Below are 12,542 nucleotides of genomic sequence, written 5' to 3'. Positions count from 1 at the left end.
GCGGCAGTCGGCGCGCGGGCATCGGGTGATGCCCGCGCGTCATCACGCCCGTCCGCATCAGGGCAGCGGCTGCTTTTCGGCCAGGAGCTTCGCGGCGCGTTCCGCATGAGCGGCGGCGGCGACAATGAAGCGGGTGTCGTTGCGCAGGACGCGCAGCCAGGAGGCGATGTAGGCGGCGTGATCGGGACGAGGTTCGAGGGTCAGGCCGAGGTCCGCGCAGACGAAGGCGGCGCCGAGTTCGGCCACCAGTTCTTCGCGGGCATAGGCCTCGTCGCCGAAGCGGCCGAGGGTGAGATCGCGATCCAGACGGGAAGTATGGCCCGTCCAGTGGACCAGTTCGTGGGCCAGAACGGCGTAGTAGGCTTCCGGGTCATGGAAGGCCTCGAAGGCCGGCATGTGCACGGTATCGGCGTCCGGGCGGTAGCAGGCCGTGTCGCCGCCCGCCCGGACATCGGCGCCGGTCGCGGCGAAGTAGCGTTCCGCATGATCGATCCGCTCGGCGACATCGGGGCGGACCGGCGGCGGATAGCGGTCGTCCAGGCCTTCGATCTGGTCCAGATTGAAGACGATGTAGCGCTTGAGGAAGCGCCCGCCCCGGCAGGCCTGGGTCTCTTCGTCCCTGTCGTCGGCGGCCGCGACGGGCGCGGCGTAGACGACGGGAGCGCCCTTTTCGCCTTTTCGAACGCCGCCGCCGAGCGCCAGGGCCTGACGGAAGGTCATCCAGACGGGGCGGGCGTAGCCGCAGCGCGCGGCCCGGACCCAGAGGGTCAGGACGTTGACGCCGTGATAGGGCTCTCCGTCATGCCGCAGCGGGCGGGAGACGGCGCCCTGGGTCATCCACGGACGGCTCCAGGGTCGGACGCCGGCCTCTAGGTCGGCGAGGATGAGGGCGGTGATCTCAGCATGGGGATCGGGACGAACGGAAGCGGTGGGGCGCGACATGGCGGCCTCCTTGAAAACGGTCTGAAGGGGATGGCGGCGGCGCCCCTGGCGCCGCCGCCGGGCTCTCAGTTGCGCGACCAGATCAGGCTGTGCCCCTCGTCGCTCTCGACCAGCGAGGCGTAGATCGGCGCCGGGAAGCTCGGATCGTCCAGCTTGACCGAGAGGTAGTCGCGGTTCTGCTGACTGGTCTTTTTCCAGGCCGCGCCGAACTCCGTGGTCCCCGCGAAAATCCGATAGTCCGGGGCCTTGTCGTCGCTCTTCTCGTTCGGCCGGAAGGTCGCCGACTTCACATTGAGGGTCAGGGTCTTGATCGAACCGGTGTAGCCGTCGCCCTGGGCGATGAAGGTTCCAATAGCGGCCATGTCAGTCTCTCCTTTGCTTCGGGCCACGCCTGTCGCGGCCTCGATGGCGATCGGGAGACCGGGGCCGGAAGGCGCGCAGGGCGAGCGCAGCGAGACCCCGCAGCGCAGCGGAGGACCGGAGGGAGCGACTTTCTTGTTTCGCGAGGAAGGCCGCAGGCCGGGGAAGAAAGTCGTCCTGACGGTTGCGCCAGCCGACCGGTCACGGTCAGATCCGCCACATCGAGAGGCCGCGCCGGATGGCGCGAAAGACGGAAGACCGGCCGCTACGGACCCGAAATCACCCAGGCGTCCCGCAACTGTCGGTCCTGCCAGGCCCCGGGAAAGAAGGGTTCGACCTGGCCGTGATGAAGATCGACGCCCGATCAAGGCTCGCTAGTGCAGAGGCAGGGGCCGCCGGTGGAGGCTCGGAATGGCGACCCGCCGCGGCTGACGCGGGTCACCTTCTCTGAGGTTCAGACCATCTGATTTCTAAAGGACCTCGTCGACGCCCCGCTGCGGCAGCGGAACGCGAGGGCTCCGCCGCTGCTGAAAACGCGGCGCGACTGAGCGCCGGGCGACGACGCCCCACCGGCGGCGCCATCCCCTTCAGACCGTCTTTCAAGGCGGCCGCCATGTCAGCCTGCGTGCATGTTTGCAGGCGATGACGCGATGGCTTCAGGACCTGCCCGCCAGCCGCGCGAGCAGGCCGATGGCGGGCGACCGGAGTCAGCCCCCAGAGGTCAGGTCGTAGTAGGGCGCGCCGCGATCAGCGGCTTCGGCGCGGGTCAGGACCTTGGTCTCGAACAGGGATGAGACCATGACCTTGATCCCCCGGTGCCGAATGCCCTCATCCAGGGTCTTGGTGATGCGTTCGATGGCGTAAAGGCTGTCGCACCACACCGAGCTTTTCACCGTGATCAGGCCAGGCATGAGCGCGGGGTCGCCCCCTGCGGCCTGCTGCATGGTGTCCAGGGCGGCGGTCATTTGATCGGGGGTCATCAGCCGCGGTTAAGCTGAGTCGGGTCGGTGCAGGTCGTTTCGCCTATGGATAAACCCGCTCGACGAAGAGCGAGCCCAGTGGACCGGGCCTGAGGATCAGCTCCTCCGGCGCGGAAAGGTCGAGCCAGTGCACGCCAGCCCCCGGCGGCAGGACGACGATCTGCCGATCGTGATAATGGGCCACGTCCGGTCCAGGCTCAGTCGTCAGCATGGCGAAGGCGCCGTCCTTCACCACACCGGCGATCCAGAACCAGGGCTGGTCGATCAGGGTGAAGCGCCACTTCGTTTTCTTCCCCGCCACCTTGGGCTCGGTGAACTCATAGAAGCCGTCAGATGGAATCAGGCAGCGGGTCGAGTTGGCGAAGGATCGACCCTCGGACCGGAAGTTGAAGACCGGTTTTCCACGCCCATGGCGCCATCACCAGCCGAAGGCCGCCCTCCCCGGCGAGCACCACGGGCGCACGGTCGCCGATCCGGTAATCGGTCGGCTCAAGGTTCGGCAGACCGTCCGGCATGGCGAGCGTCCTGCCGATATCGATAAAGGGCGCGGCCAGTTGGTTGGCGGGAACATGCAGGTGGTAGTTGTTGCACATGGCTCCGCTCCCAACGCCTCAGACGCCGGTCGGCTTCCTTTCGCCCGGTTTGACAACGTACTCCGCCGGAAAGCTCCATCCCTGTTCCGCGCCGCTGACCTCGGCCCAGGCCGCCTTGACCGTGGCGGCAGCGGCCATGACCGGAAAGCGCTGGGTGGAGACGGGATTGAGTCCGGCGTGCATGGCCTGGAGGCGACGATAGATGTCGACCAGTTCGACCAGGTCCTCCACGGTCAGGGAGCCTTTGGACGACATCCCCTTGTAGCGCCCCATGTTCATTCGCCTCGAGCGAAGAGGCCCAGGCCCCGCGCCTGCATGTTCTCGAGCGTCCCCAGAACCCTGGCGGCGACGCCGGGCGCAGACCGGTTCAGCGCCGCCGTGAGCCGGGCGAACATGTTGGCGAGAACAGGATCATGCCGGACGGCGGGTCCATGGCGCCAGAGCGCGACCAGTTGGAGCACCTGCAGTTCAACGGGGGTCGGCGTGGCGTCGCTCATTGGGGGCGCCCCACGAGCCGCAGGCCGGCGACGAGCCCGGCGATCAGATCGACCGTGGGCGGCGGGACATCCGGACGCTCACGCTGTTCAAGCGCGCGATCCAGCTCTTCCAGGTCGCGGGCGAACCCCTCATCGGGCCCCAGGGTTTTCCTGTTCATTTCCATCTCCTCAAGCACCGACCCGAGCCGACTCCTACACGCGAACAAAAAGAGAACAAGAGGGACGAGACGGTTGATCACAGGTCCCGCAGGACTGTGGACAACCTGCACCCTGCGACAAGGTTTCAAGACGATGGAGCGAGGTCGGGAACCGACTGACGCCCGGTTCGTTTGGAGCGCCAATCGAGGAAAAGCAGCGTGATTTCATACTACTGTATTGTGAATATGCCCGGCGTTCCGGCGCGGGAGATTCAGTTTCTGAGCGCGCGTGACGACGCCGCCGCAGTACGCGCCCTCGCATCGGTCGCCGAGCAATGGATCGGCTTCGACACCATCTGCCTTTATCACGGCGAACGTTTTATCGAGGTGGTCAGCAATCCTGGGCAGGGCTTTCCCCAGAACGCCCTGCCGCCGTCCGCGCTCGCGATCATCCTCGACAAGGCGGCCTGAACGCGCCTGCCCCACGGCGATGGCGGAGCGCCCATGCGCCGACCAGCCCTATAAAGATCGCGCGCCAACGGATGGGAGACTCTGCACCGTACGGACGCTCGTCCGCCTCTCGCCAAGGCTACAGTCGGGGATGACCTTTGAGACCCGGGCCGGGATAGAGGGCGCTGGCCGTGGATTGGCGTACTCGCTCGCGCAGAAGGGTGACCTTGAGCAGGGCGCCAAGGCCCAGGCCGAGCAGGGTCGTGCATCCGAAGAAAACGAGGACGAAGACGGTCGCTCCCAGAGCCTGCGGATTGATCCCGTCGATGAGCGCGGTGGAGCGATAGGCCGTCAGACGTTCGAGAACGGCCGTCTTCGCCGGAGGCGTCACCAGGGCCGCCAGCGCGACGCCGGAAACCCATCCCAGACGTTCCGCCGCCGTGGTCTTGCGCGAGCGCAGGCTGAGCGAGGCGGACCTGTATCGCGAACGAACCGGCTTGAGATAGTGGATCATCGGTCGATCTAGGGCCCCGACCGGGCGGTCGGCAAGCCGCAGTTTCCCGGCGAGACAACCGGTCCATTCCGGCCCCACGCCCTCCGTCGGGCCCAGCCGATGTGAAGTCGGCGGCATGCCAGGTCCAGCATGAACCGCCATGATCCTCGTCGCGGCCCCCGGCCTGGACCACCTTCGCGCAAGGAAAAGACCGCGCGCCCCAAGGGGCGCGCGGTCCGTTTCGGTCCGGATCGCAGACCTATTCGGCTGCGACGTCGTAGGCCGCGTCGAGCGAAGGCGGGGGTCCATCCTCCCCATCGCCTTCCTGCCCCGGTTCCTGCGGCAAGGTTTCGGCGGTTCGGAGAACGGCGGGCAACCACCCCCTCCCCTCCAGAAGCCGCTCGGCGGCGTCCGCCATATCGCCCTTCTTGAACCCGGCGATCCGACCCGCCTCCTCGGCGCCGACCGCCTCGGTCACGGCTTCCAGCACCCGCGCCTTGGGGACGCGGGAATAATAGCTGGCTGCGGTGGCCGACCATGTCTTGGACATGTCCAGCCTGACCGCCGTCGCCAGCGTCTCGGCCTGAGCCCATGCGCCGGGTCGCCTGTCGTGCGGATCGCGCACGGCGTGGAGGCCGACGCCCGCACAGCAGGCGAGCAGGTCCAGAAGGTCGGAACGGCGCAGCCCCGCCACCACCGACCACAGGTCCTCGGCCCACTCCGGAAGCCGCGCGCCCCACGCCTCAAGACGGTCCGTCACCCGCCGCCCGGCGGGGCTGTCGCCTACCCCCGGCGCGAGACGTTCCAGCCCGCCCGCCGACAAGCGCAACTGCAGCGGCGTGAAGTCGCCGTAGCCCGGATAGATGACCTGCAAGGCCAAGGCGTGAACCACCGTCGCAAGGGCGGCGGCGACATCGGCCTGCACGGCGTCCCGAAGCCCCATGGTCTTGTGGGCCGTCAGGTCGATGAGCAGACGCTCGGACAGGGGCGCCATTCCTTCATCCGGCTCCGCCCCCTCACCGCCCGCGCAGGCTTCATCAGCGCCCGCGTCGTCCATGGCCGCGCCGTCCGCAGCCCCGTCCGCATCCCACGGCGGAGGCGGCGCCAGCGCCGCATCCTCTGCCCGGACCAGACCGCGCTCGAAGCGGGCCAGTCCATCATGGCCGAGCATGACCATGACCCCGGCCCGCGCCTTGGCGTCAGGCGTGTAGTCATAGTCGGGTCCATAGACCTGCAAGGCCTTGTCGATGGCCTCGAGCCGGGCGTCCGTCTCGGGCTGCAGGACTTCGACAGCATCCGTCTCGGAAATCAGCCGGTCGTATTCTTCCGACAGGGCCGCCATTTCGGCGGCGTCGGCCTCGGACCGTTCAACGGCTGCCGGATAGACCCGCCCGAAGTCGGCCGCGTCGACGAACTCAGCGCAGGCCTCGACCCACTTCCAGCCTTCACGCTGACGCACCTCCTCGGCCAGCACTGTCAGTTTCTCGCTCACCAGCCGGTCCAGCAGGGCCGGTTCTTCCAGCCAGCCCCCGCCGTCCTCGGTGAAGAGATCGCGCAGCATCGCCCCGCCCTCGGCCTCATAGGCTTCAATCCCCACGAAGCAAACGCGACGGTCGTCGGCGCGGACCTTGGCCTCGGTCATGGCGCGACGAATGGCGAAGACGGAGGTATAGGGCCCCATCTGTTCCAGCACCTGACGTTGCCGGTCCTGATCCTCGCTGACGCAGAAGGCGGTCAGGAGGTCCAGGTTGAGGGTCCCGTCGCGATAGGCCGCCATCAACTCCGCCGCCGCCGCGCCCAAACGAAGGCGCTGCCGCACCACATGGGCCGTCACCCCGAAACGCGCCCCTATCTCCTCCGGGCCGTAGCCCTTCTCGTCCGCCAGCTTGCGGAAGGCCTCGAACTGGTCGGCGGGGTGCATGGCCTCGCGGGTGATGTTCTCGTCGAGGCTGATCTCATGGGCATCGTTCAGGATGTCCACGACCACCTTGACCGGATGGGTCTGCTTGATCGCCTTGCGCTTCACCAGCATCCGCAGGGCCTGACGACGCCCCTCCCCGATGGTGACGAGATAATTCCCCGTCGCCGCGCCCTCCCGGTCCCGCTCGATCTCGACCACCGGCGCCTGAAGCACGCCCTTGACCCTGATCGAGGCCGCCAGCGCCTCGATAGCCGCCGCCGAATGCCGGACCTTCCGGGCATTCCTCGGGGACGCCTTGAGCCGGTTCAACGGGACTTTGATCTCCGCGCCATGCGCGGGCTCAGGAACCGCCCCGGTTTCGGGATCGGTCGCGGCGGTCTGAACATCATGAGCAGTCATGTCTGCCTCCTTTGGGCAAGGGTTGCAGGCACGCGAAAGGCGCGCCTGAAACCCTGCCCGTCGGCGAGACCGGGGTAGCAAGGGCCAGGGCGGATCGACCGGAGGGGGATCGCCCGGCCTGCACAAGCCTGACGTCCATGCCCAGGATGCGGGAATGACCGGCGCGGAAGGCCGGGGAGACCGGTCGATCCGGCGGCGAAGCCGCTCTACCCTGGCCCGCGCGAGGGCGGAGCCCTTAGACTTTCTCCTTCACCCGCAGGTCCATAGACTCCGCCCAAGAGCGAGCGCCGCCAAGGTCACGGTCAGGAGAGGGATGGTCCGCAGACGGGGTGGCCAGCGAGCCGAATAGGCTATGGATGAGCGACAGGCCCGTGGCCGGCTCCAGCCCCGTCGCCGTCGCCGGTTTCAATTTGAACGGTGGCGTGGTCGATGCCGTGAACCTCGTTCATCTGCGCCAGCACCGCCCGACGCACCTGTTCTGCATCCCTTCCCGGCGAGAGAACGAGATGGACCGAGCCGTTCACATCGTCGCTGCTGACGCCCCAAAGGTGCAGGTCGTGGACTTCAGCCACCCCCGGCACCGCCGCGATCGTCGCCCGCACCGTCTCCAGAGACAGGCCCTTGGGCACGCCTTCAAGAAGGATATGAGTGGTGTTCTTCAACAGCATCCAGGTCCGCGGCAACACCCAAAGACCAATGCCGATCGCGACAACCGGATCGACCCAGGTCCAGCCCGTCAGCATGATGAGGACTGCGCCGCCGATCACCCCGACGGAGCCCAGCATGTCGGCCCAAACCTCCAGGTAGGCGCCTTTCACGTTCAGACTGGCGTTTGCCCCCGAGGCCAGAAGGCGCATTGATACGAGGTTCACGGCCAGGCCCAGGGAGGCGACGACAAGCATCCCGACCGAGCCGACGGGTTCCGGCGCAAACAGGCGCAGAACACCTTCATAGAGGACATAGCCCGCCACCACGAACAGCAGGACGGCGTTGAAGGCGGCGGCGAGGATTTCGAACCGGCGATAGCCGAAGGTCCGAACGGCGTCGGCGGGACGCTCTCCGATCTTGATCGCCGCCAGCGCGATCGCCAGAGCAGCGACATCGGTGAACATGTGAGCCGCGTCCGACAGCAGGGCCAGACTCTTGAACACGACCGCCCCGACGACTTCGGCGACAAGGAAGGTAGAGGTCAGGGCGAGCGCCCACATCAGGCGCTTGCTGTTGGCGCCGGCGCCATGAGAATGACCTTGGGCCATGAGGCTCTTCCTAGTGGGCGCCGTCGATGTCCGGCCCGATCGATCATTGGCGAACATGCATCGCCCCGCAACAGTCATGATCGATCTTGACGACGACAGGGGAGCCAGATCCTCGCCCGGCTACGCTCCACGAGGCCGCGGAAGCTGCGACCATGCGTTGACGGCGCCGACCGCATGGGTGTGATCTGCATCAAGGCAACTTCGCACCTCGCGGGGCAAGGGAACGAGAATGACTGAAAAGCTCCGACTCGACATTCCGCTGCTGCTGCCAGAGGTCCCCGACGCGGCCGACGCCTGTGTCTCCCGCCTGCTCTCGGAAATCCGTGGACGACAGGGGGTCGATGACGTCCACGTCGTCGCGGCGAGCGAGGAGGCGGTCGCGCAACTGTGCATCCACTATGACCCCGCTCTCCTTTCGATGGCCCGTATTCGCGAGCTCGCCGAGGCGGCGGGCGGCGACATCTCCCAACGATACGGCCACGCCGTCTGGCGGATCGACAGTCGACATGAGCGCCAGGCGCGGACGATCGGCGGACGCCTTCGGGCCGTCCCGGGAGTCCTGGAAGCTGAAGTCGGCGCTGGAGGAACGGTCCGCATCGAGTTCGACCGCACGGTCACAGGCGAACCCGCTCTGCGCGCTGAGTTGGACCAGGCTCTTGGATTGAGACGTAAGCCAGTGCGCCCCGCGCGGGACCTAGGCCAAGGCCACGATCACGGCCACGGGGCGGGCCAGCCGAAACATGGAGCAGAACCCGCTCATGCCCATGGGGGCGGAGCGGAGCTCATCTTCGCCCTTGTCTGCGGCGCCTTGTTGATTGTCGGGTTCGCTATCGAAAAGCTGCTCGCCCTGCCCTCGTGGGTTCCTTTGGCCTTCTATCTGGGCGCCTATGTCTTCGGCGGCGTATTCACCCTTCGGGAGGCGATCGAAAACCTCCGGCTCAAGCGGTTCGAGATCGACACCCTGATGCTGGTAGCGGCCGCCGGAGCCGCCGCATTAGGGGCCTGGGCCGAAGGCGCCTTGCTGTTGTTCCTGTTCAGCCTCGGCCATGCGCTGGAGCACTACGCCATGGGGCGAGCCAGGCACGCTATCGAGGCCTTGGCTGAGCTCGCCCCGCGCACCGCGCTGGTTCGGAAGGGCGGCAAACTGGTGGAGACACCGGTCGAGGAGCTGGCGGTCGGCGACGTGGTCGTCGTGAAACCCGATGCGCGCCTCCCGGCCGACGGCTTCGTCCTGAAGGGCGTCAGCAGCATCAACCAGGCTCCCGTCACCGGCGAGAGCATTCCCGCGGACAAGCGTCCGGTCGATGACGAGGCCGAAGCTCGCCGGAACCCTGACACGGTGGACGCCGCCCATCGCGTCTTCGCCGGCTCCATCAACGGCAGCGGGGCCATCGAGATCGAAGTGACCCGGCGCTCGACTGACAGCGCCCTCGCCAAGGTCGTGCGGATGGTCAGCGAGGCGGAAACGCAGAAGTCGCCGACCCAACGCTTCACCGAGAAGTTCGAACGCATCTTCGTGCCCTCGGTGCTGGCCCTCGCGACCCTTCTCCTGTTCGCCGGGGTGGTGGTGGACGAACCCTTCCGAGACAGCTTCTATCGCGCGATGGCGGTCCTTGTAGCCGCGAGCCCCTGCGCGCTGGCGATCGCCACGCCCAGCGCGGTGCTTTCGGGGGTGGCGCGTGCGGCGCGCGGCGGCGTCCTGGTCAAGGGCGGCGGTCCCCTCGAGAACCTGGGATCGCTTTCGGCCATCGCCTTCGACAAGACGGGCACCCTGACCGAGGGGCGCCCCCGCATCACTGATGTCGTCCCCGCCCCCGGCGTGACGGAAGCGGTCCTGCTGTCGGTGGCGGTCGCTGTCGAGAGTCTGAGCGATCATCCCCTGGCCCGGGCCATCGCGCGCGACGGTCGCGAGCGGCTCGGTGAGACCGCCTTGCCTCTCGCTTCCGACCTCGACAGTTTGACGGGACGCGGCGTCTCGGCCCAGGTCGACGGCCAGACGATCCTGATCGGCAAGGCCGAACTGTTCGGCTCAGAGGGCGTCGCCCCCCTGTCCCGCCCTATGCAGGAAGCGATCGCGGCCCTTCGGGACAACGGCAGGACCACCATGGTCGTTCGGCAGGGGGACCGGGACCTGGGCGCCATCGGCCTGATGGACACGCCGCGCGAGGCCGCCAGGATCGCACTCGCGCAGCTCCGAAAATTGGGCATTCGCCGCATGATCATGATCTCGGGCGACCATCAGAAGGTCGCCGACGCGGTGGCGCGCGAGGTCGGGCTCGACGAGGCCTGGGGCGATCTGATGCCCGAAGACAAGGTCGAGGCGATCCACAGGCTCCGCGCCGAAGCCAAGGTCGCCATGGTCGGCGACGGCGTCAATGACGCGCCAGCCATGGCCAACGCCACCGTGGGCATAGCCATGGGCGCCGCGGGTTCGGATGTGGCGCTGGAAACCGCTGACGTCGCCCTGATGGCCGACGATCTGGCCCACCTCCCCTTCGCCGTCGGTCTCAGTCGTCGAACCCGGGCGATCATCCTGCAGAACGTCTTCGTCAGCCTGGGGGTCGTGGCGATCCTCGTCCCGGCGACGATATTCGGCCTCGGCATCGGCCCCGCCGTCGCCATGCACGAGGGGTCCACCCTTTTGGTCGTGTTCAACGCCCTGCGATTACTGGCATACAGGGACAGGACGGGAGAACCGCCATGATCTACCGCGACATCATCGTTGATGCGACGCCGAAGGACGATCTCGTCCAGACCCTGGAATATGCTCGCGATCTGGCCGCGGGGTTCGACGCTCGCGTGAAGGCGGTCTGCTTCGCCTGGCCCCGCACGTCGGTGCTCAGGACGGCCCTGGCGAGCAACCCCCTTTCGGTCCTCGAAGACACGCGAAGAATGGACGCCGCCGTCGCTGCGGCCCACGACGCCTTTCTTCAGGTCTTCGGCTCTGGCTCGACAACCGCCGAATGGATTTCCGGCGTGGCGGAACCCGCGCGCCCGTTGCGCGATCTCCTGCTCACCGCCGATCTGCTCGTCACCTCGTCGGCGTCGCCGGTCGACTGCCTGCTTCCCAACGCAGGCGAGCTCGCCATCCACGGCGGCGGCCCCGTCCTGCGTTTCGGTCAGGGGGCCAAAGGCCCCGGCTTTTCCAATGCGGTCATCGGCTGGAAGAACGCGCCTCAGGCGAGACGTGCCTTGCACGACGCCCTGCCGCTGCTCCGGCGCGCTCAAGTCGTGAGCGTGATCGGCGTCGGGGACGAGGTCGAACTGGGCGCGCTCGAAGGTGTCGCGGCTCATCTGAAGCGGCACGACGTGACGGCCGCCGTCAACCATATCCCGGCGTCAGCCGGCTCCACGGGCGCTGAAGAACTTCTCGCCGAAGCTCATCGTCTCGGCGCCGACCTGATGGTCACCGGGGCCTTCGGTCGCGGGCCTTTGGCGCAACGTGTGTGGGGCGGCATGACAAGCGGCCTTCAGACCGACGTCAAACTGTCGTGGCTGATGTCGCACTAGGACGGTTCCATAACGCTCGGGCGCTCCCTGCATCAGGGCGACGCACCGGCTCTCGCCGTCGTCAGGAAGGACGGGTCCGGCCGCCGCGCCGCCGGGCTTCAGTTCATAGACATGGTCGAACGATCGATATGACCGAGCTGCACTTCGTCTCTTGAGACGTATAGCGCCGCGGTTCCCCCCACCATGATGAGGAACAGCATACCGAGACCTATCAGCATGTGGCGATCACGTTTTCCGATCACGGCGTAGATGGAGCCGAGCCCGACAAGAGCCGCAGGAAAGCCGAGATGCAGCGGCAGACGATAGAGGCCGAGCCAGACGAACGAGAACAGGAAGCCGCCGATCCCAGCTCCCGTCACGGCCAACAGAAGAAGGCCTATGCCGACCGCCGGATGAACGCGCCGCTCCGCGCTCCGCCGAACGGCCGGTCGTCGGGCCTTACGCCGACGCTTGGGCATCAGAAATCCTCCAGGTCCGCATCGCCATTTCGGTCATCTCCAGGCTCCCGTCAGGGCAGTTGAAACAGGGAGGTGAACCCGCCGACGCGTTGCAGAAGCTCCAGGGACTCGAACACCGGCACGGCGAGAAGAAAGACCAGACCGTCCCTAACCGTTCGCAAGAAGAAGACGGGCCGGATGGAAAGCACGTCGGCGTCCCGCCATAGCGACAAATTCGGCAGGAAACGCGGGGTGCTGGCGACGTAGGCCTCATAGGGAGAGCCGAAGGCTTGAACCAGAAAGGCTTCCTCGCGGCCGACCACGACACGGAAGACCCCATAGGCCGCCGCAGCGAAAACGACGGCGACGACAAGGCTGCCTGTTTGCGCGCCGACTCCGAATGCACCGAAAAAACTGAACACGTAAAGCGGATTGCGACTGATGGAATAGGGACCGACGTCGACGATCTCCTGCTTCTTGCGACCGCCGATATAGAGCGAACACCAGGCGCGCCCCAGAATGCACGCCAGGATGCAGACGAGGCCGAGGTGTTCGACAGGGTGCTCG

The 12,542-nt window shown here is 67.0% G+C and carries 16 protein-coding genes and 1 pseudogene; 3 read left to right on the top strand and 14 right to left on the bottom strand.

Annotated elements, in window-relative coordinates:
* Positions 1-57: 57 nt before the first annotated feature.
* The 8 genes from ACLBV5_RS13945 to ACLBV5_RS13910 all read right to left on the bottom strand — a co-directional run bounded on the left by ACLBV5_RS13945 (position 58) and on the right by ACLBV5_RS13910 (position 3,530).
* Positions 58-942 (bottom strand): ArdC family protein, encoded by an 885-nt coding sequence (locus tag ACLBV5_RS13945; protein ID WP_447606037.1) that lies wholly within the window; start codon positions 940-942, stop codon positions 58-60.
* 65 nt (positions 943-1,007) lie between these two features.
* Positions 1,008-1,304 carry a DUF736 domain-containing protein gene (locus tag ACLBV5_RS13940; protein ID WP_200168808.1) on the bottom strand — a complete coding sequence of 99 codons (297 nt, stop codon included), beginning with the start codon at positions 1,302-1,304 and terminating at the stop codon, positions 1,008-1,010.
* Positions 1,305-2,009: 705 nt separating this feature from the next.
* The gene (locus ACLBV5_RS13935) at positions 2,010-2,282 is read right to left on the bottom strand and encodes a hypothetical protein (RefSeq protein ID WP_447606036.1); all 273 of its coding nucleotides are present in this window, start codon (positions 2,280-2,282) and stop codon (positions 2,010-2,012) included.
* A gap of 43 nt (positions 2,283-2,325) precedes the next feature.
* Entirely contained in the window at positions 2,326-2,622 is a 297-nt protein-coding gene (locus tag ACLBV5_RS13930) for an SOS response-associated peptidase family protein (protein ID WP_447606068.1), read from the bottom strand.
* The gene (locus tag ACLBV5_RS13925) at positions 2,612-2,875 is read right to left on the bottom strand and encodes a hypothetical protein (RefSeq protein ID WP_447606035.1); all 264 of its coding nucleotides are present in this window, start codon (positions 2,873-2,875) and stop codon (positions 2,612-2,614) included. Before ACLBV5_RS13925 ends, ACLBV5_RS13930 begins: the two co-directional genes overlap by 11 nt.
* A gap of 18 nt (positions 2,876-2,893) precedes the next feature.
* Positions 2,894-3,148 (bottom strand): hypothetical protein, encoded by a 255-nt coding sequence (locus ACLBV5_RS13920; RefSeq protein ID WP_296172996.1) that lies wholly within the window; start codon positions 3,146-3,148, stop codon positions 2,894-2,896.
* 2 nt (positions 3,149-3,150) lie between these two features.
* Positions 3,151-3,372, bottom strand: coding sequence for a hypothetical protein (locus tag ACLBV5_RS13915; RefSeq protein ID WP_447606034.1), 222 nt, complete (start codon positions 3,370-3,372; stop codon positions 3,151-3,153).
* Positions 3,369-3,530 (bottom strand): hypothetical protein, encoded by a 162-nt coding sequence (locus tag ACLBV5_RS13910; RefSeq protein WP_447606033.1) that lies wholly within the window; start codon positions 3,528-3,530, stop codon positions 3,369-3,371. The genes ACLBV5_RS13915 and ACLBV5_RS13910 overlap by 4 nt, the downstream gene beginning before the upstream one ends.
* A gap of 198 nt (positions 3,531-3,728) precedes the next feature.
* On the opposite strand from ACLBV5_RS13910, the gene ACLBV5_RS13905 reads away from it, so the two are divergent.
* Positions 3,729-3,980, top strand: a complete 252-nt coding sequence (locus ACLBV5_RS13905) for a hypothetical protein (RefSeq protein ID WP_447606032.1) — start codon at positions 3,729-3,731, stop codon at positions 3,978-3,980.
* 118 nt (positions 3,981-4,098) lie between these two features.
* On the opposite strand, the gene ACLBV5_RS13900 is transcribed toward ACLBV5_RS13905, so the two are convergent.
* The 3 genes from ACLBV5_RS13900 to ACLBV5_RS13890 form a co-directional block, all read right to left on the bottom strand.
* On the bottom strand, positions 4,099-4,473 hold the full coding sequence (locus tag ACLBV5_RS13900; protein WP_447606031.1) for a hypothetical protein: 375 nt from the start codon (positions 4,471-4,473) through the stop codon (positions 4,099-4,101).
* Positions 4,474-4,711: 238 nt separating this feature from the next.
* Complete coding sequence (locus tag ACLBV5_RS13895; RefSeq protein ID WP_447606030.1) at positions 4,712-6,772, bottom strand: ParB/RepB/Spo0J family partition protein; 2,061 nt, start codon at positions 6,770-6,772, stop codon at positions 4,712-4,714.
* 350 nt (positions 6,773-7,122) lie between these two features.
* Positions 7,123-8,028: a cation diffusion facilitator family transporter gene (locus ACLBV5_RS13890; protein WP_447606029.1), complete on the bottom strand. Its 906-nt coding sequence runs from the start codon at positions 8,026-8,028 to the stop codon at positions 7,123-7,125.
* A gap of 229 nt (positions 8,029-8,257) precedes the next feature.
* Here ACLBV5_RS13890 and ACLBV5_RS13885 point away from each other — a divergent pair, with 229 nt between their 5' ends.
* Both ACLBV5_RS13885 and ACLBV5_RS13880 read left to right on the top strand, forming a co-directional pair.
* Positions 8,258-10,732, top strand: coding sequence for a heavy metal translocating P-type ATPase (locus ACLBV5_RS13885; protein ID WP_447606028.1), 2,475 nt, complete (start codon positions 8,258-8,260; stop codon positions 10,730-10,732).
* Complete coding sequence (locus ACLBV5_RS13880; protein WP_447606027.1) at positions 10,729-11,538, top strand: universal stress protein; 810 nt, start codon at positions 10,729-10,731, stop codon at positions 11,536-11,538. Before ACLBV5_RS13885 ends, ACLBV5_RS13880 begins: the two co-directional genes overlap by 4 nt.
* A 98-nt stretch (positions 11,539-11,636) precedes the next feature.
* Here ACLBV5_RS13880 and ACLBV5_RS13875 read toward each other — a convergent pair whose 3' ends face one another.
* The 3 genes and pseudogenes from ACLBV5_RS13875 to ACLBV5_RS13865 form a co-directional block, all read right to left on the bottom strand.
* Positions 11,637-11,996: a hypothetical protein gene (locus tag ACLBV5_RS13875; RefSeq protein WP_447606026.1), complete on the bottom strand. Its 360-nt coding sequence runs from the start codon at positions 11,994-11,996 to the stop codon at positions 11,637-11,639.
* Positions 11,997-12,046: 50 nt separating this feature from the next.
* Positions 12,047-12,184 (bottom strand): hypothetical protein, encoded by a 138-nt coding sequence (locus ACLBV5_RS13870; protein WP_447606025.1) that lies wholly within the window; start codon positions 12,182-12,184, stop codon positions 12,047-12,049.
* Between the two features lie 132 nt (positions 12,185-12,316).
* Positions 12,317-12,418: pseudogene (locus tag ACLBV5_RS13865) on the bottom strand (methyltransferase family protein); the annotation flags it as partial.
* Between the last annotated feature and the right edge of the window lie 124 nt (positions 12,419-12,542).

This window comes from Brevundimonas sp. M1A4_2e, from assembly GCF_053345555.1.
Note: the sequence above shows the minus strand (reverse complement) of the source record. Positions and strands in the feature narration are given on the sequence as shown.